Consider the following 24,368-nt stretch of genomic DNA (forward strand, 5'->3'; position numbering starts at 1 on the left):
CTGACCCCATGCCGAACTCAGAAGTGAAACGCCGTAGCGCCGATGGTAGTGTGGGGTCTCCCCATGCGAGAGTAGGGAACTGCCAGGCATCAAATAAAACAAAAGGCTCAGTCGAAAGACTGGGCCTTTTGTTTTATCTGTTGTTTGTCGGTGAACGCTCTCCTGAGTAGGACAAATCCGCCGGGAGCGGATTTGAACGTTGCGAAGCAACGGCCCGGAGGGTGGCGGGCAGGACGCCCGCCATAAACTGCCAGGCATCAAATTAAGCGAAAGGCCATCCGTCAGGATGGCCTTTTTGCGTTGGTGCAAAAAAAATGCCGGATGCGACGCTGGCGCGTCTTCTCCAGCCTGGGCAGGCACGGCAGGGGCAGCTTATTCCCCCACATACGCCAGATTCAGCAACGGATACGGTTTCCCCAAATCGTCCACCTCAGAGCGTCCCGTAACCTTAAAACCCATCTTCTTATAGAACCCAACAGCCTGCTTATTTTGCTCATTAACATTGGTTGTCATTTCCGGTGCCATCGAGAGCGCATGTTCCACCAGCATCCGACCCACGCCGCAGCCGCGCACATCAGGATCGATAAACAGCGCATCCATATGCTGCCCACTTAACAACATAAACCCAACCGGCCGATCCCGCTCATTAACCGCGACCCACAACGGTGCTTCCGGCAGAAAGGAACGCACCAGCTCTTCCAGCTCGGCCCGATACTCTGCTGATAAAAAATCGTGAGTGGCATCGACAGAACGACACCAAATCGCAACGAGTTCCTCCCCTTCCTCATGCCGTGAGCGGCGAATACTAATAACCATTTTCTCTCCTTTTCGTCATTCTTATATTCTAACGTAGCCTTTTCCTTGAAACTTTCTCACCTTCAACATGCAGGCTCGACATTGGCAAATTTTCTGGTTATCTTCAGCTATCTGGATGTCTAAACGTATAAGCGTATGTAGTGAGGTAATCAGGTTATGCCGATTCGTGTGCCGGACGAGCTACCCGCCGTCAATTTCTTGCGTGAAGAAAACGTCTTTGTGATGACAACTTCTCGCGCGTCTGGTCAGGAAATTCGTCCGCTAAAGGTGCTTATCCTTAACCTGATGCCGAAGAAGATCGAAACTGAAAATCAGTTTCTGCGCCTGCTTTCAAACTCACCTTTGCAGGTCGATATTCAGCTGTTGCGCATCGATTCCCGTGAATCGCGCAACACGCCCGCAGAGCATCTGAATAACTTCTACTGTAACTTTGAAGATATTCAGGAACAAAACTTTGACGGTCTGATAGTTACCGGCGCGCCGCTGGGCCTGGTAGAGTTTAATGATGTCGCTTACTGGCCGCAGATCAAACAGGTGCTGGAGTGGTCGAAAGATCACGTCACCTCGACGCTGTTTGTCTGCTGGGCGGTACAGGCCGCGCTCAATATCCTCTACGGCATTCCTAAGCAAACTCGCACCGACAAACTCTCTGGCGTTTACGAGCATCATATTCTCCATCCTCATGCGCTTCTGACGCGTGGCTTTGATGATTCATTCCTGGCACCGCATTCGCGCTATGCTGACTTTCCGGCAGCGTTGATTCGTGATTATACCGATCTGGAAATTCTGGCGGAGACAGAAGAAGGGGATGCCTATCTGTTTGCCAGCAAAGATAAGCGCATTGCCTTTGTGACGGGCCATCCCGAATATGATGCGCAAACGCTGGCGCAGGAATATTTCCGCGATGTGGAAGCCGGACTAGACCCGGAAGTACCGTATAACTATTTCCCGCACAATGATCCGCAAAATACACCGCGAGCGAGCTGGCGTAGTCACGGTAATTTGCTGTTTACCAACTGGCTCAACTATTACGTCTACCAGATCACGCCATACGATCTACGGCACATGAATCCAACGCTGGATTAATCTTCTGTGATAGTCGATCGTTAAGCGATTCAGCACCTTACCTCAGGCACCTTCGGGTGCCTTTTTTATTTCCGAAACGCACCTCAGTAGGTGAATAAATTTTATTCATATTGTTATCAATAAGTTATCAAGTATTTTTAATTAAAATGGAAATTGTTTTTGATTTTGCATTTTAAATGAGTAGTCTTAGTTGTGCTGAACGAAAAGCGCACAACGATCCTTCGTTCACAGTGGGGAAGTTTTCGGATCCATGACGAGGAGCTGCACGATGACTGAACAGGCAACAACAACCGATGAACTGGCTTTCATAAGGCCGTATGGCGAGCAGGAGAAGCAAATTCTTACTGCCGAAGCGGTAGAATTTCTGACTGAACTGGTGACGCATTTTACGCCACAACGCAATAAACTTCTGGCAGCGCGCATTCAGCAGCAGCAGGATATCGATAACGGAACGTTGCCTGATTTTATTTCGGAAACAGCTTCCATTCGTGATGCTGACTGGAAAATTCGTGGTATTCCCGCGGACTTACAAGATCGTCGGGTAGAGATTACCGGCCCGGTTGAGCGCAAGATGGTGATCAACGCGCTCAACGCCAATGTGAAAGTCTTTATGGCCGATTTCGAAGATTCACTGGCCCCGGACTGGAACAAAGTGATCGACGGGCAAATTAACCTGCGTGATGCAGTTAACGGCACCATCAGCTATACCAATGAAGCAGGCAAAATTTACCAGCTCAAGCCCAATCCAGCGGTGTTGATTTGTCGGGTACGCGGTCTGCACTTGCCGGAAAAACATGTCACCTGGCGTGGTGAGGCAATCCCCGGTAGCCTGTTTGATTTTGCGCTCTATTTCTTCCACAACTATCAGGCACTGTTGGCAAAGGGCAGCGGTCCCTATTTCTATCTGCCGAAAACCCAGTCCTGGCAGGAAGCGGCCTGGTGGAGCGAAGTCTTCAGCTATGCAGAAGATCGCTTTAATCTGCCGCGCGGCACCATCAAGGCGACGTTGCTGATTGAAACGCTGCCCGCCGTGTTCCAGATGGACGAAATCCTTCACGCGCTGCGTGACCATATTGTTGGTCTGAACTGCGGTCGTTGGGATTACATCTTCAGTTATATCAAAACGTTGAAAAACTATCCCGATCGCGTCCTGCCAGACAGACAGGCAGTGACGATGGATAAACCCTTCCTGAATGCTTACTCACGCCTGTTGATTAAAACCTGCCATAAACGCGGTGCTTTTGCGATGGGCGGTATGGCGGCATTTATTCCGAGCAAAGATGAAGAGCGCAATAACCAGGTGCTCAACAAAGTAAAAGCGGATAAATCGCTGGAAGCTAATAACGGTCACGATGGCACATGGATTGCCCACCCAGGCCTTGCGGATACGGCAATGGCGGTATTCAACGACATTCTCGGCTCCCGTAAAAATCAGCTTGAAGTGATGCGCGAACAAGACGCGCCGATTACTGCCGATCAGCTGCTGGCACCTTGTGATGGTGAACGCACCGAAGAAGGTATGCGCGCCAACATTCGCGTGGCTGTGCAGTACATCGAAGCATGGATCTCTGGCAACGGCTGTGTGCCGATTTATGGCCTGATGGAAGATGCGGCGACGGCTGAAATTTCCCGTACCTCGATCTGGCAGTGGATCCATCATCAAAAAACGTTGAGCAATGGCAAACCGGTGACCAAAGCCTTGTTCCGCCAGATGCTGGGCGAAGAGATGAAAGTCATTGCCAGCGAACTGGGCGAAGAACGTTTCTCCCAGGGGCGTTTTGACGATGCCGCACGCTTGATGGAACAGATCACCACTTCCGATGAGTTAATTGATTTCCTGACCCTGCCAGGCTACCGCCTGTTAGCGTAAACCACCACATAACTATGGAGCATCTGCACATGAAAACCCGTACACAACAAATTGAAGAATTACAGAAAGAGTGGACTCAACCGCGTTGGGAAGGCATTACTCGCCCTTACAGCGCGGAAGATGTGGTGAAATTACGCGGTTCAGTCAATCCTGAATGCACGCTGGCGCAACTGGGCGCGGCGAAAATGTGGCGTCTGCTGCACGGCGAGTCGAAAAAAGGCTACATCAACAGCCTCGGTGCACTGACTGGCGGTCAGGCGCTGCAACAGGCGAAAGCGGGTATTGAAGCGGTCTATCTGTCGGGATGGCAGGTAGCGGCGGACGCCAACCTGGCGGCCAGCATGTATCCGGATCAGTCGCTCTATCCGGCAAATTCGGTGCCAGCGGTGGTGGAGCGGATCAACAATACCTTCCGCCGTGCGGATCAGATCCAATGGTCCGCGGGCATTGAGCCGGGCGATCCGCGCTATGTCGATTACTTCCTGCCGATCGTTGCTGATGCGGAAGCCGGTTTTGGTGGTGTCCTGAATGCCTTTGAACTGATGAAAGCGATGATTGAAGCCGGTGCAGCGGCAGTTCACTTCGAAGATCAGCTGGCATCAGTGAAGAAATGCGGTCACATGGGCGGCAAAGTTTTGGTTCCAACTCAGGAAGCTATTCAGAAACTGGTCGCGGCGCGTCTGGCAGCTGATGTGACGGGCGTTCCAACCCTGCTGGTTGCTCGTACCGATGCCGACGCGGCGGATCTGATTACCTCCGATTGCGACCCATATGACAGCGAATTTATTACCGGCGAGCGTACTAGCGAAGGCTTCTTCCGTACTCATGCGGGCATTGAGCAAGCGATCAGCCGTGGCCTGGCGTATGCGCCATATGCTGACCTGGTATGGTGTGAAACCTCCACGCCAGACCTGGAACTGGCGCGTCGCTTTGCACAAGCCATCCACGCGAAATATCCGGGCAAACTGCTGGCTTATAACTGCTCGCCGTCGTTCAACTGGCAGAAAAACCTCGACGACAAAACTATTGCCAGCTTCCAGCAGCAGCTGTCGGATATGGGCTACAAGTTCCAGTTCATCACCCTGGCAGGTATCCACAGCATGTGGTTCAACATGTTTGACCTGGCAAACGCCTATGCCCAGGGCGAAGGTATGAAGCACTACGTTGAGAAAGTGCAGCAACCGGAATTCGCCGCCGCGAAAGATGGTTACACCTTCGTTTCTCACCAGCAGGAAGTGGGTACAGGTTATTTCGATAAAGTGACGACCATTATTCAGGGCGGCACGTCTTCAGTCACCGCGCTGACCGGCTCCACCGAAGAATCGCAGTTCTAACAACCAACGCCCCTTTCCGTAAGGCGAGGGGCGAATTAAGGAGAGGCGATGCCGCGTGGCCTGGAATTACTGATTGCACAAACCATTTTGCAAGGTTTCGACGCTCAGTATGGTCGATTCCTCGAAGTGACTTCCGGGGCGCAGCAGCGTTTCGAACAAGCCGACTGGCACGCTGTCCAGCAGGCGATGAAAAACCGTATCCATCTTTACGATCATCACGTGGGTCTGGTCGTGGAGCAACTGCGCTGCATTACCAACGGCCAAAGCACGGACGCGGCATTTTTACTGCGCGTCAAAGAGCATTACACCCGGCTGTTGCCGGATTACCCGCGCTTCGAGATTGCGGAGAGCTTTTTTAACTCCGTGTACTGTCGGTTATTTGACCACCGCTCGCTTACTCCCGAGCGGCTTTTTATCTTTAGCTCCCAGCCAGAGCGCCGCTTTCGTACCATTCCCCGCCCGCTGGCGAAAGACTTTCACCCCGATCACGGCTGGGAATCTCTGCTGATGCGCGTTATCAGCGACCTGCCGCTGCGCCTGCGCTGGCAGAATAAAAGCCGTGACATTCATTACATCGTTCGCCATCTGACGGAAACGCTGGGGACAGACAACCTCGCGGAAAGTCATTTACAGGTGGCGAACGAACTGTTTTACCGCAATAAAGCCGCCTGGCTGGTAGGCAAACTGATCACGCCTTCCGGCACATTGCCATTTTTGCTGCCGATCCACCAGACGGACGACGGCGAGTTATTTATTGATACCTGCCTGACGACGACCGCCGAAGCGAGCATTGTTTTTGGCTTTGCGCGTTCTTATTTTATGGTTTACGCGCCGCTGCCCGCAGCACTGGTCGAGTGGCTACGGGAAATTCTGCCAGGTAAAACCACCGCTGAATTGTATATGGCTATCGGCTGCCAGAAGCATGCCAAAACCGAGAGCTACCGCGAATATCTCGTTTATCTACAGGGCTGTAATGAGCAGTTCATTGAAGCGCCGGGTATTCGTGGAATGGTGATGTTGGTGTTTACGTTGCCGGGTTTTGATCGAGTATTCAAAGTCATCAAAGACAAGTTCGCGCCGCAGAAAGAGATGTCTGCCGCTCACGTTCGTGCCTGCTATCAATTGGTGAAAGAGCACGATCGCGTGGGCCGAATGGCGGACACCCAGGAGTTTGAAAACTTTGTGCTGGAGAAGCGGCATATTTCCCCGGCATTAATGGCATTACTGCTCCAGGAAGCAGCGGAAAAAATCACCGATCTCGGCGAACAAATTGTGATTCGCCATCTTTATATTGAGCGGCGGATGGTGCCGCTCAATATCTGGCTGGAGCAAGTGGAAGGTCAGCAGTTGCGCGATGCCATTGAAGAATACGGTAACGCTATTCGCCAGCTTGCCGCTGCTAACATTTTCCCTGGCGACATGCTGTTTAAAAACTTCGGTGTCACCCGTCACGGGCGTGTGGTGTTTTATGATTACGATGAAATTTGCTACATGACGGAAGTGAACTTCCGCGACATCCCGCCGCCGCGCTACCCGGAGGACGAACTTGCCAGCGAACCGTGGTACAGCGTCTCGCCGGGCGATGTTTTCCCGGAAGAGTTTCGCCACTGGCTATGCGCTGACCCCCGCATTGGGCCACTCTTTGAAGAGATGCACGCCGACCTGTTCCGCGCTGATTACTGGCGCGCGCTACAAAACCGTATCCGTGACGGGCATGTGGAAGATGTTTATGCGTATCGGCGCAGGCAAAGATTTAGCGTACGGTATGGGGAGATGCTTTTTTGAGTAAAGCTTCCATATAATTTTTCTCCGCAATGTATCGAGGGTTATCCGTAAAGCCAAAGCTTTCAGCCATCTTATTTATCGTATTAAGGATTAATTCAGCAATAACCCGGTGATCCAATTCAAAAGCCAACTCAAAGGCAGAGTATTTTTGTGGCGCTTTGTGTTGCCAAAAATCCATAATATCTTCAGCAGTAAATCCAAACAGGCGTGCATGGTCAGATAAAGCAAGATAAACCGTCTCTACAACGTTTTGTTGTTTATGCTGTATCGCTGAAAACAAACCGGGATATTCATTAGAGTTATTTGCCAGGAGGAGGGGCTTCATATTTTTTTTATCGAATTTAAACGTATTAAACAGAGTGGGTAATACGTTAAAAATAGTCTTAATAACGTTCATATGTCCGCGCTGCATGGCCATAAACAAACCCGTGTCGCGCGCAAGACTTTTAGCGGTCAGAAGATCGACAATATCGGAAGCTGAAATGTTAATTTCCTGGGCCAGACAGGGTAATGCTTCGAGAATAACTTTCACGATATCGCTATGTCCATTTTGCATCGCCAGGTATAGTCCTGGGCAACCATAAAAATCCTTTGCCTTCAGGAGATCGAGTACCTGTTCTTTAGTCAAATGACATGTGCGAATTAACAAAGGTAACGCGTCCAAAACAATTTTCAGCATGTCGGCATCACCATTCGCCATAACATGGTATAAAACATGGCTGGACGTTCTATTTTTGGCACTCAGGAATTTATACACCTGTTCATTATCTAAATGATGTGTTGCGGCCAGTTTAGGTAAGACGTTCAGAATCGAGGTTACAACATTTTTATCCTTACGTGATATCGCTAAAAATAATCCAGAAAAACCATTTTTATCTTTTGCCTCCAGAATATGCATGAGATTTTTTTTCGAGAGTAACCCTTCATATCCTGGCTCTGACAATGAATTGAAAATAGTCTCAACGATATCCGCATTACCATAATTTATAGCCAAATATAAACCGGGGAGGTTAATACTATTATAGGCAGTCAACATTTCTGTTCTATGTAGTTCTTGCATTTTCTGGAGTTGAGTCATCAGTTGCGTAAGTTGATGATTCTGACCAATTGCCATTAGCAAATTCATCGTTGCAGGTGATAATGGAGGGGTTATTTCATCCACAGATCCTTTTAGCATCAATAGCTGTTCTTTCGGAAGTGCTGGAATTATTGCAACAGATTGGTTAATAACATGATCATTTGACCATTTCAGGAGGCTATAATCTACATTCATAAAGTCCATCAATGAATAGTGTTTAATATCCTCTTTACTTTCGCTCATGATTCTTATTTTATCGTTAGTTACATTTGGATCATAAACCGAAACCACGTAATGGGTACATCCTTCAGTTGTGTTCTTTATTCTTAGCCGGACCGTCAAAGCATGGTTATCCACCAATAATATGGCTGCCATAACACTGATGCCATTTGATGCCATCTTGTCAAAATATGCTTTCATAACTAGCCCGAAATCACCGCAGGCAGCAACGCAACGCCCCTCAGGACGGCTGGAAATCAACGCCAAAGTCTGGTTTTTGCATTTTTTGTTGAAGTGAGTGAGAAATTTTTCAACTGAAGAGTAATCATCTTTATGAGGTTTGTAGTCAACATTCTGATAAATATCATTAATATATTGTGCAGCAATGTGTCGGCATACTATACGGTTTTGGGGTCGCCCCGGAAAATAACATTGACCATTAAGTTTAATTCTTGGAAATTCTTTTTCTTTTCTATCTGATTTTAGATTTAATTTTTGTTTATCAAGAGCGTCTGAGCGTTGAGGTAAAATTTCCATCAGGTATTCTTCAAATATTGGAGCAATGGTTTGAGTGAGTGTCGTGTTTTCATTTTTATTAATTATCGTAATTTCTTTTTTATCAGTCTGTAAGACGGACGTGGAAAACTTAATGACAAAATCCTTGTTACTAAAGATATGACGACCATTTTGTCTACAGTTCTCTGAGAAGCTTTTTAATAGAGGCGTCGCCAGGTCCTTGCCAGAAAATTTATCCTCGAGTTCTTTATAAAACAATTCACTCAGGGTTTGGTGTTCATTTGTCCGGGCTGTATTATTAATATTTGCAGAGAAAGAACTACGAGGAATACGAGTAATCATTTAAATATCTCATTGTTTATTGATGTCTTGAATTTTAACTATCAGAACAGTGAAAAAATTTAATATGATTACAACTAAAGAAATATCATAAATCGCTCAATCTCATAATGCAGCTGTAAAAGTTTCGGCGCAATGAGTTCTTGCGATTTTGTTAATAATTAAGTGGTTTGATGTTTAAAAATAATGCTGAGGTAATAAAAGCGTGTGAAGTGTATGACAATAAGTTATTTTGGCGTCAATGCGATTAACAGACACCCTTATTCTATTGCCAGTCGGGTATGACGGGCAGAATATTGCCTCTGCCCGCCAGAAAAAGTCAGCGCATTCCACCGTACGCCAGCGTCACTTCCTTCGCCGCTTTAATCACCATCGCGCCAAACTCGGTCACGCGGTCATCGGTAATACGTGAAATCGGTCCGGAAATTGAAATTGCGGCAAACGGTTCGCGGTGCTCATCGAAAATACATGCCGCGAGACAACGCAGTCCCAGGGCATGTTCTTCATCATCAAATGAATAACCCCGTTTGCGCGTTTGGGCGAGATCTTCTTTTAAATGCACAGGAGACACCAGCGTCGCGTGGGTATAGGCATGTAAGCCTTTGCGGTGCAGCAGCTTCGTCACCTGTTCTTCGCTCAGTTGGGCTAAAAAGGCTTTACCTGCACCGGAAGCGTGCATAGGTAATTTACCGCCGATAGGCGCGGACATTCGCATCAGGTGGGTACACTGTACCTGGTCGATAATAATCGCTTCATGATCGCTTTGATCCAGCACCGCCATATTCACGGTTTCGCCGGACTCTTCCATCAGATTGCGCAGAATAGGATGGACAATGGCTAACAGATTACGACTCTGAAGAAAGCTGCTACCGACCATAAAAGCATGCGCGCCGATCGCCCAGTGTCCAAGTTCGCCAACCTGACGCACAAAGCCCTGCTGTTGCATCGTGGTTAGCAGGCGGTGGGTCGTGGAATTGGGTAACCCGGCTTGTTGCGCCAGCTCCGTGAGTGCCACACTGCCATTGGATTCGGCAATCCACTCCAGTAATTTCAGGCCACGCGTTAAAGACTGAACCTGTCCAGTCGCTGGTGCGGTGGCAACGGCGGGTTTTCTGCCGCGTTTCGCGGGAATGGGTGCGACCATGACAGTCTCCTTTTTCTGTATCGTGGAAATCATTTTCATTTTTATTGTTAGCTAATGCAATAGTTGCTGAACTGATCCGATGAGTTAATGTTGAACAAATCTCATGTTGCGTGGTGGTCGCTTTTACCACAGATGCGTTTATGCCAGTATGGTTTGTTGAATTTTTATTAAATCTGGGTTGAGCGTGTCGGGAGCAAGTGTGAGCAGCAAAGTGGAACAACTGCGTGCGCAGTTAAATGAACGTATTCTGGTGCTGGACGGCGGTATGGGCACCATGATCCAGAGCTATCGACTGAACGAAGCCGATTTTCGTGGTGAACGCTTTGCCGACTGGCCATGCGACCTCAAAGGCAACAACGACCTGCTGGTACTCAGTAAACCGGAAGTGATCGCCGCTATCCACAACGCCTACTTTGAAGCGGGCGCGGATATCATCGAAACCAACACCTTCAACTCCACAACCATTGCGATGGCGGATTACCAGATGGAATCCCTGTCGGCGGAAATCAACTTTGCGGCGGCGAAACTGGCGCGCGCCTGTGCTGATGAGTGGACCGCGCGCACGCCGGAGAAACCGCGCTACGTTGCCGGTGTTCTCGGCCCGACCAACCGCACGGCGTCTATTTCTCCGGACGTCAACGATCCGGCATTCCGCAACATCACTTTTGACCAGCTGGTGGCGGCCTATCGCGAATCCACCAAAGCGCTGGTGGAAGGTGGTGCGGATCTGATCCTGATTGAAACCGTTTTCGACACCCTTAACGCCAAAGCGGCGGTCTTTGCGGTGAAAACGGAGTTTGAAGCGCTGGGCGTTGAGCTGCCGATTATGATCTCTGGCACCATCACCGACGCCTCCGGGCGCACGCTCTCCGGGCAGACCACCGAAGCATTTTACAACTCATTGCGCCACGCCGAAGCGCTGACCTTTGGCCTGAACTGTGCGCTGGGGCCAGATGAACTGCGCCAGTACGTACAGGAACTATCACGGATTGCGGAATGCTACGTCACCGCGCACCCGAACGCCGGACTGCCCAACGCCTTTGGTGAATACGATCTCGACGCCGACACGATGGCAAAACAGATACGTGAATGGGCAGAAGCGGGCTTTCTCAATATCGTCGGCGGCTGCTGTGGCACCACGCCACAACATATTGCCGCGATGAGTCGTGCAGTAGAAGGATTAGCGCCGCGTAAACTGCCGGAAATCCCCGTAGCCTGCCGTTTGTCCGGCCTGGAGCCGCTGAACATTGGCGAAGATAGCCTGTTTGTGAACGTGGGTGAACGCACCAACGTCACCGGTTCCGCTAAATTCAAGCGCCTGATCAAAGAAGAGAAATACAGCGAGGCACTGGATGTGGCCCGCCAGCAGGTGGAAAACGGCGCGCAGATTATCGATATCAACATGGATGAAGGGATGCTCGATGCCGAAGCGGCGATGGTGCGTTTTCTCAATCTGATTGCCGGTGAACCGGATATCGCTCGCGTGCCGATTATGATCGACTCCTCAAAATGGGATGTCATTGAAAAAGGTCTGAAGTGTATCCAGGGCAAAGGCATTGTTAACTCTATTTCGATGAAAGAAGGCGTCGACGCTTTTATCCATCACGCGAAATTGTTGCGTCGTTACGGTGCGGCAGTTGTGGTAATGGCCTTTGACGAACAGGGGCAGGCCGATACCCGCGCACGGAAAATCGAGATTTGCCGTCGGGCGTACAAAATCCTCACCGAAGAGGTTGGCTTCCCGCCAGAAGATATCATCTTCGACCCGAACATCTTCGCGGTCGCAACTGGCATTGAAGAGCACAACAACTACGCGCAGGACTTTATCGGCGCGTGTGAAGACATCAAACGCGAACTGCCGCACGCGCTGATTTCCGGCGGCGTATCTAACGTTTCTTTCTCATTCCGTGGTAACGATCCGGTGCGCGAAGCCATTCACGCGGTGTTCCTCTACTACGCTATTCGCAATGGCATGGATATGGGGATCGTCAACGCCGGGCAGCTGGCGATTTACGACGACCTACCCGCTGAACTGCGCGACGCGGTGGAAGATGTGATTCTTAACCGTCGCGACGATGGCACTGAGCGTTTACTGGAGCTTGCCGAGAAATATCGCGGCAGCAAAACCGACGACACCGCTAACGCCCAGCAGGCGGAGTGGCGCTCGTGGGAAGTGAATAAACGTCTGGAATACTCGCTGGTCAAAGGCATTACCGAGTTTATCGAGCAGGATACCGAAGAAGCCCGCCTGCAGGCGGAGCGCCCTATTCAGGTGATTGAAGGCCCGCTAATGGACGGCATGAACGTGGTCGGCGATCTGTTTGGCGAAGGGAAAATGTTCCTGCCACAGGTGGTCAAATCGGCGCGTGTGATGAAGCAGGCGGTGGCCTACCTCGAACCGTTTATTGAAGCCAGCAAAGAGCAGGGCAAAACCAACGGCAAGATGGTGATCGCCACCGTGAAGGGCGACGTCCACGACATCGGTAAAAATATCGTTGGTGTGGTGCTGCAATGTAACAACTACGAAATTGTCGATCTCGGCGTGATGGTGCCTGCGGAAAAAATTCTCCGTACCGCCAAAGAAGTGAATGCTGATTTGATTGGCCTTTCAGGATTGATCACGCCGTCGCTGGACGAGATGGTTAACGTGGCGAAAGAGATGGAGCGTCAGGGCTTCACCATTCCGTTACTGATTGGCGGCGCGACCACCTCAAAAGCGCACACGGCGGTGAAAATTGAGCAGAACTACAGCGGCCCGACGGTGTATGTACAGAACGCATCGCGCACCGTTGGTGTGGTGGCGGCGCTGCTTTCCGATACTCAGCGTGATGATTTTGTCGCTCGTACCCGCAAGGAGTACGAAACCGTACGTATTCAGCACGGGCGCAAGAAACCGCGCACACCACCGGTCACGCTGGAAGCGGCGCGTGATAACGACTTCGCTTTTGACTGGCAGGCTTATACGCCGCCGGTGGCGCACCGTCTCGGCGTGCAGGAAGTCGAAGCCAGCATCGAAACGCTGCGTAATTACATCGACTGGACACCGTTCTTTATGACCTGGTCGCTGGCCGGGAAGTATCCGCGCATTCTGGAAGATGAAGTGGTGGGCGTTGAGGCGCAGCGGCTGTTTAAAGACGCCAACGACATGCTGGATAAATTAAGCGCCGAAAAAACGCTGAATCCGCGTGGCGTGGTGGGCCTGTTCCCGGCAAACCGTGTGGGCGATGACATTGAAATCTACCGTGACGAAACGCGTACCCATGTGATCAACGTCAGCCACCATCTGCGTCAACAGACCGAAAAAACCGGCTTCGCTAACTACTGTCTCGCTGACTTCGTTGCGCCGAAGCTTTCTGGTAAAGCAGATTACATCGGCGCATTTGCCGTGACTGGCGGTCTGGAAGAGGACGCACTGGCTGATGCCTTTGAAGCGCAGCACGATGATTACAACAAAATCATGGTGAAAGCCCTTGCTGACCGTCTGGCGGAAGCCTTTGCGGAGTATCTCCATGAGCGGGTGCGAAAAGTCTACTGGGGCTATGCGCCGAACGAGAACCTCAGCAACGAAGAGCTGATCCGCGAAAACTACCAGGGCATCCGTCCGGCACCGGGCTATCCGGCCTGCCCGGAACATACGGAAAAAGCCACCATCTGGGAGCTGCTGGAAGTGGAAAAACACACTGGCATGAAACTCACAGAATCTTTCGCCATGTGGCCTGGTGCATCGGTTTCGGGTTGGTACTTCAGCCACCCGGACAGCAAGTATTACGCGGTGGCGCAAATCCAGCGCGATCAGGTGGAAGACTATGCCCGCCGTAAAGGTATGAGCGTCTCAGATGTTGAGCGCTGGCTGGCACCGAATCTGGGGTATGACGCGGACTGATTCACAAATCTGTCACTTTTCCTTACAACAAACAGGGCGCTCAATGAGTGCCCTGTCTCTTTATTAATATGAAACACTTATACTGGAATCAGGCTGGAATAATCTTAGCCGGAAAAACGAAGGTCAAAAGGCACAGTAAAGATGCCAGTCAGCGTGTTTCCGGTCCTTTGGTCATTCAATTGCTTCAGGAACATATAACGATAAGGAGAACCTGAACTCGTGTTAACGCTGCTTCACCTGCTTTCTGCCGTCGCCCTGCTGGTCTGGGGGACGCATATTGTTCGAACCGGCGTAATGCGCGTCTTCGGCGCGCGTTTGCGTACTGTCCTTAGCCGGAGCGTCGAAAAAAAGCCGCTTGCCTTTTGCGCGGGGATCGGCGTTACCGCACTGGTGCAGAGTAGTAATGCCACCACCATGCTGGTGACCTCGTTCGTCGCTCAGGATCTGGTAGCCCTCGCACCGGCTCTGGTGATTGTGCTGGGTGCAGATGTCGGGACGGCGCTAATGGCGCGTATTCTCACCTTCGATTTAACCTGGCTGTCACCATTACTTATTTTTATCGGCGTGATTTTTTTCCTCGGACGCAAACAGTCACGCGCCGGGCAACTGGGCCGCGTCGGTATTGGTCTTGGGCTGATTTTGCTGGCGCTGGAGTTGATTGTGCAGGCCGTAACGCCGATCACCCAGGCAAACGGCGTTCAGGTGATCTTTGCCTCGCTGACCGGCGATATTCTGCTGGATGCGCTGATTGGCGCGATGTTCGCCATTATCAGCTACTCCAGCCTTGCTGCTGTACTGCTGACCGCGACTCTGACCGCTGCAGGCATTATCTCCTTCCCCGTGGCGCTCTGTCTGGTGATTGGTGCTAACCTCGGTTCCGGCCTGCTGGCGATGCTCAACAACAGTGCCGCCAATGCCGCAGCCCGCCGTGTCGCGCTGGGTAGTCTGCTGTTTAAGCTGGTGGGTAGCCTGATTATCCTGCCGTTTGTCCATTTGCTGGCAGAGACAATGGGGAAGTTGTCATTGCCAAAAGCGGAACTGGTGATCTATTTCCACGTCTTCTACAACCTTGTACGTTGCCTGGTCATGCTGCCATTTGTTGACCCGATGGCACGGTTTTGCAAAACGATTATTCGCGATGAACCGGAACTGGATACCCAGCTACGGCCTAAACATCTGGATGTCAGCGCGCTGGATACGCCCACGCTTGCTCTGGCGAACGCCGCGCGCGAAACCCTGCGCATTGGCGACGCCATGGAACAGATGATGGAAGGGTTGAATAAAGTGATGCACGGCGAGCCACGGCAGGAGAAAGAGCTGCGCAAGCTGGCGGATGATATCAACGTGCTCTATACCGCGATTAAACTTTATCTGGCGCGAATGCCAAAAGAGGAACTGGCAGAAGAAGAGTCGCGCCGCTGGGCGGAGATCATCGAAATGTCGCTAAACCTTGAACAGGCCTCCGATATCGTCGAGCGCATGGGTAGTGAAATTGCCGACAAATCGCTGGCTGCAAGGCGAGCATTTTCGCTTGATGGCTTGAAGGAACTGGATGCGCTCTATGAGCAATTGCTCAGTAATTTAAAACTGGCAATGTCGGTTTTCTTCTCTGGCGATGTTACCAGCGCCCGTCGTTTGCGCCGCAGCAAACATCGTTTTCGCATTCTTAATCGCCGCTATTCCCACGCCCACGTCGATCGCCTGCATCAGCAAAACGTGCAGAGTATTGAAACCAGTTCGCTACATTTAGGCTTATTGGGAGATATGCAACGTCTGAACTCGCTGTTTTGTTCAGTCGCTTACAGTGTGCTGGAACAGCCTGATGAAGATGAAGGACGGGACGAGTATTAATACTGCGCCCCTGAAGGCCTGATAAGACGCGTAAAGCGTCGCATCAGGCACTATGTACAAGATGCCGGATCATGCATCCGGCAATTCACTTAAAAACGGTGACCCGCTTCCAGCGGAACCGCTTCTTCACCAGCCTTAAACACATAAGTGGTGTTCGGGCCACCCAGCGTAGCGTGACCTTTACTTACTGTGATCCAGTTACCTTCCGGTAGACCAATAATTGTGAGTTCTGGCGCGACGACCAGCAGTTCGCGAATACGCTGCTCACGCGTTTCACCTTTATGGCCTTCCGGCAGCGCGTTGGTGAAGTGCGGGTTGATTTGCAACGGGAACAGATTCAGCGCATCGAAACCTTGTGGATCGACAATCGGCATATCGTTGGTGGTACGAATGGTTGGGCAAGCAAGGTTAGCGCCAGCGCTCCAGCCAATATACAGCGCGCCACGTTTAACCACGTCAGTAATTGGTGCCAGCAGCCCGCGCTCGCGGCACTGTTTCAGCAACTGGAAAGTATTACCGCCGCCGACAATCACGATCTCAGCATTTTCAATCGCGGCAACGGGATCGACAACGCTATGAATACCGGTGACAGAAACACCCAGCGGAGCGAGAACCGCAGCCGTTTTCGCTGTGTAATCATCCCAGGTCTGCGTTACGCCAGCGAAAGGGATAAACACCGCTGAGCGGCGACCCTGCAACTGTTCAGCAATTAGCGGCAGCGCGTGTTCCAGCCAGGCTTTACCCGGCAGCGTCGAGTTACTCAATAAAAGCAGTTCCATTACTTCTCCGGTTAGTAAGAAAACACGGAAGGAATGCTACCACTGCGAATTTAACCACTTACTGACATGGCTCACGATGTCACGTATTGCACCGGGCGCTGAGACTGATGACAAACACAGCATTGCCTGATGCGCTACGCTTACCAGTCCTACCAGATAACTGCAATATATTGAATTTTCGAGATTATGTAGGCCGAATAAGGCTTCATTCCGCATCCGGCATAAACAATGTGTACTTTGCCACCAATTTGAGCGCCCCTTAAGGCGCTGATATTTTTTATCCTTCTCATGCAAATTGTGCTGCTTCAGCAATCAGCCGCACATCCGGTCGCGAAGTTGCCGCGGCGACCAGCCAGCGACATGCAGAGTTAAGTAGCGCGATTAATCATGGGAAATTGCCTCTGCATGAGTGAGCAGATATTGCTCCGCCTCACCGGACCAGATCCCCTGATGACGCGCCAGAATTGCCGCCAGTGCTTGATCCTGAATCTGCGTGAGTGACATAAGCGGCAGGTATTTCCCGGTATACACCAGCTTTTTGCCGCCGCCGACGGCAGGCAATTCAAGCGTGGTTTCGCCCGCGGCATTCAGCCCAAGAATATGTGTTACCACTTTTGCGGCCTGCACTTTTTTCTCTTCAATCAATTTGACTGCTGCGCGCATGTCATCGGTATTGCCGCCTGACGTGCCCACGTAGTGGGTAAATGCATAATGCACATCGTAGAAATTAATTGGCGCGCTGAAATGTTTATCCTGCGGTCCGGCGAAGAAATTCAGGCAACCATCTGTCGCCAGCAAGGAAGAGGCGAGAGTCACCAGTCCTTCATTAGGCACAAAGACGAAAATATCATCGAAGCCGTGACCGCCACTCAGTGCCATTAACGTATCAAATGCTGCATCGGCGGCATTGAGATAATGAATCAGTGTTTGCGGTTCTGATGGATAGTGCTTGCGCGCATAACTCAATTTGTCGTTGTCGGTATCGGTAATGACGAGCAGCGACGGGTTAACGGGTCCATGCAGCGCATAATCAATCGCCAACAGTCCCATTGGTCCGGTGCCGCCGAGGATCAGCGTGCGCCCTTGCGGGCGAATCCCCATCGTGTGGTTATAACTACCTTCCTGAAGATGATAGTTGGCGTTGAACGCGCCAATCACGCAGGAAAGCGGTTCAACCAGCGAGCCTTCAAAATAGGTTTCGCCGTCGTATGCCAGCAGGCAATCTTGTTCCATAACCTCATTTGGGATAACCACATGTGTGGCTTCACCGCCCACCCACGGGAAGGAGTAGCCGGGGCAGTCCGGGCGATCCGGCAATTGCAGGTTGGCCTGAATCACATAACGCTGACCCGGCTGGAATTTGTGCTGCCACTTTTTACCCACGGCCAGAATATCGCCGCAAAACTCGTGGCCGATGATGATGGGGTTGGTCGCCACATCGTCGGGTACTTTTTTATGGTTTTCACCCAGATTGGCCTCTTTCCAGGAAGAGAGGCACAGGCTGTCGGTGACCACCGTCGCGAGGATTTCATCCTCCTGCATTTCAGGAAGATCAAAGGTTTCCAGGCGTAAATCACGTTTACCATAAAGACGCAGAGCTGTTGTTTTCATAAACCACCTCATGTTGAGCGATGGCCCCGGCAGTCGTGCCGGGGCGAAGAATCAGGACAGGAAGCCCAGCGCATTGCCGATAATCCCTAAGCCAAACAGGGCGAAAATCAGCCATACCGGGTTAATTTTTTTGTTGAGCAGACGAACCATCAGTAGCGTCAGACCGAGCGCCAGCAAACCAGGGCAAAGTTGGTCGAGAATGTTCTGCACGGTCATGGTGACGGTGGAGCCATCGGCGGCATGCGTTTGTGAAACCACCAACGGTACGTTGATTGACGTCCATTTGGTCACCAGCACGCCCATCACAAACAGTCCGAGAATCGACGCGCCTTCGGTGAGTTTTTGCAGCACATTCCCGCCCATATCGCTGACGATATTCACCCCTTTGCGAAAGCCGAGCTGTAGGCCATACCACTTCATCGCCAGACGCACCGCATTGAAAATAAAGAAAAACAGAAGCGGGCCGAGAATGTTGCCCGAAAGTGCCAGAGATGCGCCGAGCGCGGCGGTAATCGGGCGCAGCGTTCCCCAGACCAGTGGATCGCCAACTCCTGCCAATGGTCCCATCAGACCGACTTTGATGCCGTTAATGGTACCGTCATCAATTTCCGCGCCGTTGGCCCGCGCCTCTTCCATGGCGGCAGTGACGCCGATGACCGGGCCACATACGGCTGGCGTGGTATTGAAGAACACCAGGTGTCGCCTGAGCGCCGCAACCTGATCCTCTTTTAATGGGTAAAGTCGCTTGATGGCGGGGATCATGTCGTAGCAAAAACCCAGCCCATGAATACGTTCAAAGTTAAAGGACGCCTGTTGCAGGTTGGAGCGCAGAAACATGCTCACCAGATCGCTGCGTGTAATTTTTCTCTGTTCCATGATGGCTCCGTTAATCGTCAAGTTGGTCAAGGGCGGTGGAGGCGGTGGCCTGGAGTTGAGGTTCAGCTTTACGCCACTGTGGATTTAGCTGGATGTAGAGCAGGGCCATGATCACGCCGACGCCACCGAACGCCAGCAGACTGAGATCGAGGTAGCCACCTGCGAGGAAACCGAGGAAAAAGAAAGGCATCAAATATTTCACGCCCATCATACGTAGCACCATGGCGTAACCGACCACCACGATAAAACCGCCAGCAATTTGCAGTCCTCGGGTCACAAATTCGGGAATGGCGTTTAACATATTGCTGACCATATCGGCGCTGACGAACAGCGAGACAATCAGTGCCGGAATAGCAACGCGCAGCGCCTGCACGCCAAGCGCGGAGACATGCAGAATATCGAGAGTGCGAAACCGCGCCTCTTCCGCTGCTTTATCCGCCGCGTGCTGGAACACTACGGTGATGGTACGGGCAAACACCGTCAGCACCTGGCCTGCCGCAGCCACAGGCAACGCGATGGCGATTCCGGTGGCGATGCTTTGCTGACCAACGATAACCAGAATGGCGGAGATTATGCTGGCGAGTGCAGAATCCGGAGATTGCGCCGCGCCGACGTTCATCCAGCCGAGAGCTATCAATTCCAGCGTACCACCGAGTATTATTCCGGTTTTTAAATCACCGAGAATTAAACCAATCACCGTACAGGCAATTAACGGGCGATGAGTCTGAAATTCATCCAGCACGCTGCCCATTCCGGCAATACAGGAAAAAAGAAATATAGCAATGATTTGTAGGGTACTTATTTCCATGATTTGTCACCTTTTAAGTGTCGTCATCCCTGCCTGTTAAAGCATATGTACACAGGCGCTATTATTTAATTTGCGATTAACTGTTCGTTTATTTTGTCGATAATATTGATTGAGGGATCTGACGCTACGACGCGTAAATCCAGTATGACGCCAAGATTATTTAACTCATGAAATGCGTTAATATCATCATCATCTAATGAAACCGCTTTGGTTAACTGTTTTTTACCGGGCCGCCAGGCCATGCCGCCAATATTCAGGGTGTCTATTTTTACCCCCTGGCGAACCATCGCTAAGGCATCCTGTGGGCGAGTGAAAAGATAAAAAACGGTTTCGTCCTGATATTGCGGGTTGTGATAAACCGCGACGGCTTTTTCAATATTGACCACGTTAACCTTCATTCCCGGTGGCGCAGCCTGACGCAATAATGTCCGGCGAACTTCATCGTTATAAACTTCGTCATTGCAGATAATAATGCGCTGGGCGTTAGCCACTTTCGACCAGACGGTAGTGACCTGACCGTGGATCAGGCGGTCATCAATGCGGGCGAGCGTAATGTTCATCAGAAATCCTCCTCTGCCGTTGCCACCTGTCTCCAGACGACGCAGGATTGCTTTGCGATTTGCGTCAGGTGTTCACACAGTTCATCAACATTCATGCTGTCCTGGTTATCAACCAGTTCGAGCGCCAGCGGCAGAGAAAGGCCGCTGATTACCCGCAGACGAGGATTGCGCATCGCAAGCATCGCTGCCGCATTCCACGGGCTGCCGCACTGTAAGTCCACGGCAATCAGCCATTCGTCTTGATTGTGAATGCTCACTAACTTTTCCAGCTTTGCCACAATGTCATTGGCGTTCTCACCGGGTACAAATTCCACTGCCTCAACATGGGCGTCGCCGTAAACCATCTGAACCGATTCCAGCATGGCGCAAGCTAATTTGCCGTGGGCACAAAAAATGGCGTTGACCATAAAGCCTCCTTAGCCGCGCGTTTTGCCGCCCGCAATGTTAGTGGTTACTCCGGTGATATAGCTGGCGCGTTCAGACAACAGATAACAAACAAAATCAGCGACTTCTGCTAATCTTCCGGCGCGCCCAATAGGAATGGCGTTTTTGGTATAGCCTTCACGCAGCTGCTCGACGGTGATATTTCGCGTCCACGCCAGCGCTTCTTCATATTCCGGCGTGCGTAGCCCGGTTTTTTCCAGAATCCCCGGCGCGATACCGACTACACGGATACCGTGTTTACCCAATTCTTTCGACCAGGATCGCGTGAAGCTATTAAGCGCGGCTTTGGTCGCGGCGTAACAGCTTTGGCCTTCTGAGCCTTCCAGCCCACTTTCTGAGGAAACATTCACAATCACGCCATCGTGTTGTTTGACCATCTGTCGCGCCACCGCCTGCGACATCAGAAAAACGCCTTTCTGGTTGATATTGACCATTTTTTCGAATGCAGCTTCGTTGAGTTCATACTGCCCGGCAGGCGCTTTCTCATCGACCAGCAGACGCGGAAAATTGACCCCGGCGTTGTTAACCAGACCGTCGATGCGACCAAAACGCTGGATAATTTCTGCTACCGTATGATTTACCTCTTTGGCGCTGGAAATATCGGTCGGCCAAAACTGATAGCCTTTATGACCTTCATATTGTCCATCGCCACCGTGAATATCGACCATCTGTACATTCGCGCCTTGTGCTAATAATTCCTCTACAATCGCCAGACCTATACCGGATGCGCCGCCGGTGACGATAATGATTTTATCCTGCAAATTTAACCACGTTTGCATAACAGACTCCTGTTTTTAGATAATAGGGACCCGCCGTAATTTTTATTACGGTAAACATCGGGAAGATTTTTATTTCAGTAATAGTTCAGCTGTGCTGCTATTCGTTACCAGACAATTAATATATTTTCCACGCAGTGCACCAACTATTCCGCTGTATTTTTCTTCACTCATGGCAATGCCAATGGAATATCGTGCCTGCTTTAATTTATTCATTTCGATAGAGAGTGTTTTTTCACTCATATTCGTTTCAACCATTGCGCCGTGAATATCAAAAAAGCGCGAGCAAATATCGCCAGCAACCTGGCGGGCATTCAGGTCGTCACTCTCTTCACCACCATAAAACGCATGCCAGTTAGCGCCGTCGCGAATGGCCGGTGAGCCAATTCCCACCAGGGCGACATCCAGATTATCCCAGTAGGCAGAGATGGTTTTAAAGTGCTGAGACTGCATGATCCCATTACGAATTAATGGGTTATCCAGCAGAGCCGGAAAATCCGCGAGATGCGATTCCCCTTTCAGCTTCGCTGCCGCGCTGTAGGTTAATGTGTTTACATGATAGCGGCTTTCGAGTTTACCGGACGGTCCGCCAATAATTGGTACGCAGATTAACTGCCGCGATTGCCCCGCCTGCGGCAAGTTTTCAACCAGTGCGCTCACCGCGCGACCCCAGGAAAAACCGACAATATCGCCAGGTTCCAGCAAGCGATCCAGCAGTTGCGCGCCGTGTAACCCCATCATCGCCAGTTGAGTCTCTTCATCCTCATCATTTCCCGACACCACCACAACGTCTTTCAGGCCAAACTTTTGCTTCAGTTGCTGCTCCAGCCAGAGATTTTCGTTGTAGTCATAGTTGATGGCGATGGTGACAATTCCCTGATCGCGGCCTCGTTTAAGCAAGCGGCTGATGGTGGTGCGGTAAATACCCAGTTCGCGCGCGATTTGCGCCTGCGTCATATCCTGTTCGTAATAGAGTTGGGCAATCTTCACAATCAAACGGATATCGTCACTGTTTTCCATTGCCGCCTCCTGGTTCTGCACATTTGTGCAAATACGCTTTCTCACCGCTTGATCTGATATAACCCCATCATGATGGCCTTTCAAAGCGATTTTTCACTCTTTGCATGGGGAGAAATAGCGCTTTCTCTTGCACATTTGTTTCTCTGCGTAGTAGTCATCAGCACAGGTGTGCAGCGATTCGTAATATGTTGATTATCCTTATTTTGCCAGGCAAATTTGCATCGTACTTCCGGAGACACTTTTGTGATAAAAGGCGTGGCAGATCACATTTAATTTCGACGTTGCCGCATAACCCTGTTTTTCCCCGCTAAGAGGTACGGTATATTCCGCGTTTTACAGGAGAATTTATGCTGCCCGACTCATCAGTCCGTTTAAATAAATACATCAGCGAAAGCGGAATTTGCTCACGCCGCGAAGCGGATCGCTATATCGAGCAAGGCAATGTGTTCCTTAATGGCAAGCGAGCCACCATTGGCGATCAGGTGAAACCCGGCGACGTTGTGAAAGTAAACGGTCAGTTGATTGAGCCTCGGGAAGCCGAAGATTTGGTACTTATCGCCCTGAACAAGCCCGTCGGTATTGTCAGCACCACCGAAGATGGCGAGCGCGATAACATTGTCGATTTCGTTAACCACAGCAAACGCGTGTTCCCGATTGGCCGCCTGGATAAAGACTCCCAGGGGCTGATTTTCCTCACCAATCACGGCGATCTGGTGAATAAGATCCTCCGTGCGGGTAACGATCATGAGAAAGAGTATCTGGTGACGGTCGATAAACCGATTACCGATGAATTTATTCGTGGTATGGGGGCGGGGGTGCCGATCCTCGGGACGGTGACGAAAAAGTGCAAAGTCAAAAAAGAAGCGCCGTTTGTCTTCCGCATTACCCTGGTGCAGGGGCTGAATCGTCAGATTCGTCGCATGTGCGAGTACTTTGGCTATGAAGTGAAAAAGCTGGAACGTACGCGCATCATGAACGTTAGCTTAAGCGGCATTCCGCTGGGGGAATGGCGTGATTTAACTGACGATGAGTTAATCGACCTCTTTAAGCTCATTGAAAATTCCTCTTCCGAGGCAAAACCTAAAGCGAAGGCCAAACCGAAAACTGTAGGCATCAAACGTCCAGTCGTTAAGATGGAAAAAACGGCGGAAAAAGGCGGTCGCCCGGCGTCCAACGGTAAGCGTTTTACCTCGCCGGGGCGTAAAAAGAAGGGGCGTTAATCAGCGCCTGCCGCGCGTCGACGTATTTGCTGACCAGCTAAATGACGCTTCAGGATCCGGTTTATAAGCCTGCTTTTTCTTCAATTGGCGGGCTTTTTTTGCTGCTGCTTCACGCTCAACCATCAGCTTATCGATGTACTCTTTTTTAATGCTGTTGGTTTCCGAATTAGTCAACACGCGACCATGCGCAATCCGCGCGCGATCCAGCAATGTTTTTAGTTCACGCTGCTCGCGTTCAGTCATCTCTTTTTGGGTAATACGGGGGAGTGCCATGCTGGTGCCCTCAGTTAGCCAGAGAGTTCAGTGTACGGGAATTCGTTTGCGAGCAGAACTGATAATATTCATTTTGCCTT

Annotated in this window: 19 protein-coding genes; 7 read left to right on the plus strand and 12 right to left on the minus strand. The window is 50.9% G+C overall.

What is annotated here, in order from left to right:
- Positions 1-372: 372 nt before the first annotated feature.
- A complete protein-coding gene (locus G434_RS08245) occupies positions 373-816 on the minus strand; it encodes an acetyltransferase (RefSeq protein WP_000236986.1) in 444 nt (147 codons plus the stop codon).
- 156 nt (positions 817-972) lie between these two features.
- Here G434_RS08245 and metA point away from each other — a divergent pair, with 156 nt between their 5' ends.
- The 4 genes from metA (at position 973) to aceK (ending at position 6,891) form a co-directional block, all read left to right on the plus strand.
- The gene (metA, locus tag G434_RS08240; protein WP_001122787.1) at positions 973-1,902 is read left to right on the plus strand and encodes a homoserine O-acetyltransferase MetA; all 930 of its coding nucleotides are present in this window, start codon (positions 973-975) and stop codon (positions 1,900-1,902) included.
- Between the two features lie 268 nt (positions 1,903-2,170).
- Positions 2,171-3,772 (plus strand): malate synthase A, encoded by a 1,602-nt coding sequence (gene aceB, locus G434_RS08235; protein ID WP_000138870.1) that lies wholly within the window; start codon positions 2,171-2,173, stop codon positions 3,770-3,772.
- Between the two features lie 29 nt (positions 3,773-3,801).
- Positions 3,802-5,106 (plus strand): isocitrate lyase, encoded by a 1,305-nt coding sequence (gene aceA / locus G434_RS08230; protein ID WP_000857856.1) that lies wholly within the window; start codon positions 3,802-3,804, stop codon positions 5,104-5,106.
- 48 nt (positions 5,107-5,154) lie between these two features.
- Positions 5,155-6,891, plus strand: coding sequence for a bifunctional isocitrate dehydrogenase kinase/phosphatase (aceK, locus tag G434_RS08225; protein WP_001137230.1), 1,737 nt, complete (start codon positions 5,155-5,157; stop codon positions 6,889-6,891).
- Here the strand turns inward: aceK and espL4 are convergent.
- Positions 6,860-9,046, minus strand: coding sequence for a type III secretion system effector EspL4 (gene espL4 / locus G434_RS08220; RefSeq protein WP_000632935.1), 2,187 nt, complete (start codon positions 9,044-9,046; stop codon positions 6,860-6,862). The two genes, aceK and espL4, sit on opposite strands and share 32 nt — an antisense overlap.
- Positions 9,047-9,362: 316 nt before the next feature.
- A complete protein-coding gene (gene iclR, locus G434_RS08215) occupies positions 9,363-10,187 on the minus strand; it encodes a glyoxylate bypass operon transcriptional repressor IclR (protein ID WP_000226403.1) in 825 nt (274 codons plus the stop codon).
- Positions 10,188-10,386: 199 nt separating this feature from the next.
- On the opposite strand from iclR, the gene metH reads away from it, so the two are divergent.
- Both metH and G434_RS08205 read left to right on the plus strand, forming a co-directional pair.
- On the plus strand, positions 10,387-14,070 hold the full coding sequence (gene metH / locus G434_RS08210; protein WP_000096036.1) for a methionine synthase: 3,684 nt from the start codon (positions 10,387-10,389) through the stop codon (positions 14,068-14,070).
- A gap of 219 nt (positions 14,071-14,289) precedes the next feature.
- The gene (locus tag G434_RS08205; RefSeq protein WP_000956839.1) at positions 14,290-15,921 is read left to right on the plus strand and encodes a Na/Pi cotransporter family protein; all 1,632 of its coding nucleotides are present in this window, start codon (positions 14,290-14,292) and stop codon (positions 15,919-15,921) included.
- 89 nt (positions 15,922-16,010) lie between these two features.
- Here the strand turns inward: G434_RS08205 and pepE are convergent, their stop codons facing one another.
- From pepE to G434_RS08165, 8 genes are all read right to left on the minus strand, one after another.
- The gene (gene pepE / locus G434_RS08200; RefSeq protein ID WP_000421763.1) at positions 16,011-16,700 is read right to left on the minus strand and encodes a dipeptidase PepE; all 690 of its coding nucleotides are present in this window, start codon (positions 16,698-16,700) and stop codon (positions 16,011-16,013) included.
- Positions 16,701-17,081: 381 nt separating this feature from the next.
- Positions 17,082-18,311: an L-sorbose 1-phosphate reductase gene (gene sorE / locus G434_RS08195; protein ID WP_000858557.1), complete on the minus strand. Its 1,230-nt coding sequence runs from the start codon at positions 18,309-18,311 to the stop codon at positions 17,082-17,084.
- 51 nt (positions 18,312-18,362) lie between these two features.
- Positions 18,363-19,187 carry a PTS system mannose/fructose/sorbose family transporter subunit IID gene (locus tag G434_RS08190; RefSeq protein WP_000437902.1) on the minus strand — a complete coding sequence of 275 codons (825 nt, stop codon included), beginning with the start codon at positions 19,185-19,187 and terminating at the stop codon, positions 18,363-18,365.
- Positions 19,188-19,197: 10 nt separating this feature from the next.
- The gene (locus G434_RS08185; RefSeq protein ID WP_000406313.1) at positions 19,198-19,995 is read right to left on the minus strand and encodes a PTS mannose/fructose/sorbose transporter subunit IIC; all 798 of its coding nucleotides are present in this window, start codon (positions 19,993-19,995) and stop codon (positions 19,198-19,200) included.
- A 65-nt stretch (positions 19,996-20,060) separates the two neighbouring features.
- Entirely contained in the window at positions 20,061-20,555 is a 495-nt protein-coding gene (locus G434_RS08180) for a PTS sugar transporter subunit IIB (RefSeq protein ID WP_001027849.1), read from the minus strand.
- Positions 20,555-20,962: a mannose/fructose/sorbose PTS transporter subunit IIA gene (locus G434_RS08175; RefSeq protein WP_000245616.1), complete on the minus strand. Its 408-nt coding sequence runs from the start codon at positions 20,960-20,962 to the stop codon at positions 20,555-20,557. Before G434_RS08175 ends, G434_RS08180 begins: the two co-directional genes overlap by 1 nt.
- A gap of 9 nt (positions 20,963-20,971) precedes the next feature.
- Positions 20,972-21,778: an SDR family oxidoreductase gene (locus G434_RS08170; RefSeq protein ID WP_001195423.1), complete on the minus strand. Its 807-nt coding sequence runs from the start codon at positions 21,776-21,778 to the stop codon at positions 20,972-20,974.
- A gap of 69 nt (positions 21,779-21,847) precedes the next feature.
- Complete coding sequence (locus G434_RS08165; RefSeq protein ID WP_000431660.1) at positions 21,848-22,795, minus strand: sugar-binding transcriptional regulator; 948 nt, start codon at positions 22,793-22,795, stop codon at positions 21,848-21,850.
- Positions 22,796-23,142: 347 nt separating this feature from the next.
- Between G434_RS08165 and rluF the strand changes: the two genes are divergently transcribed.
- Positions 23,143-24,015: a 23S rRNA pseudouridine(2604) synthase RluF gene (gene rluF, locus G434_RS08160; protein WP_000936374.1), complete on the plus strand. Its 873-nt coding sequence runs from the start codon at positions 23,143-23,145 to the stop codon at positions 24,013-24,015.
- Here rluF and G434_RS08155 read toward each other — a convergent pair whose 3' ends face one another.
- Entirely contained in the window at positions 24,016-24,288 is a 273-nt protein-coding gene (locus tag G434_RS08155; RefSeq protein ID WP_001207635.1) for a YjbD family protein, read from the minus strand.
- Between the last annotated feature and the right edge of the window lie 80 nt (positions 24,289-24,368).

Source organism: Escherichia sp. KTE172 (genome assembly GCF_000408845.1).
Lineage (GTDB): Bacteria > Pseudomonadota > Gammaproteobacteria > Enterobacterales > Enterobacteriaceae > Escherichia > Escherichia coli.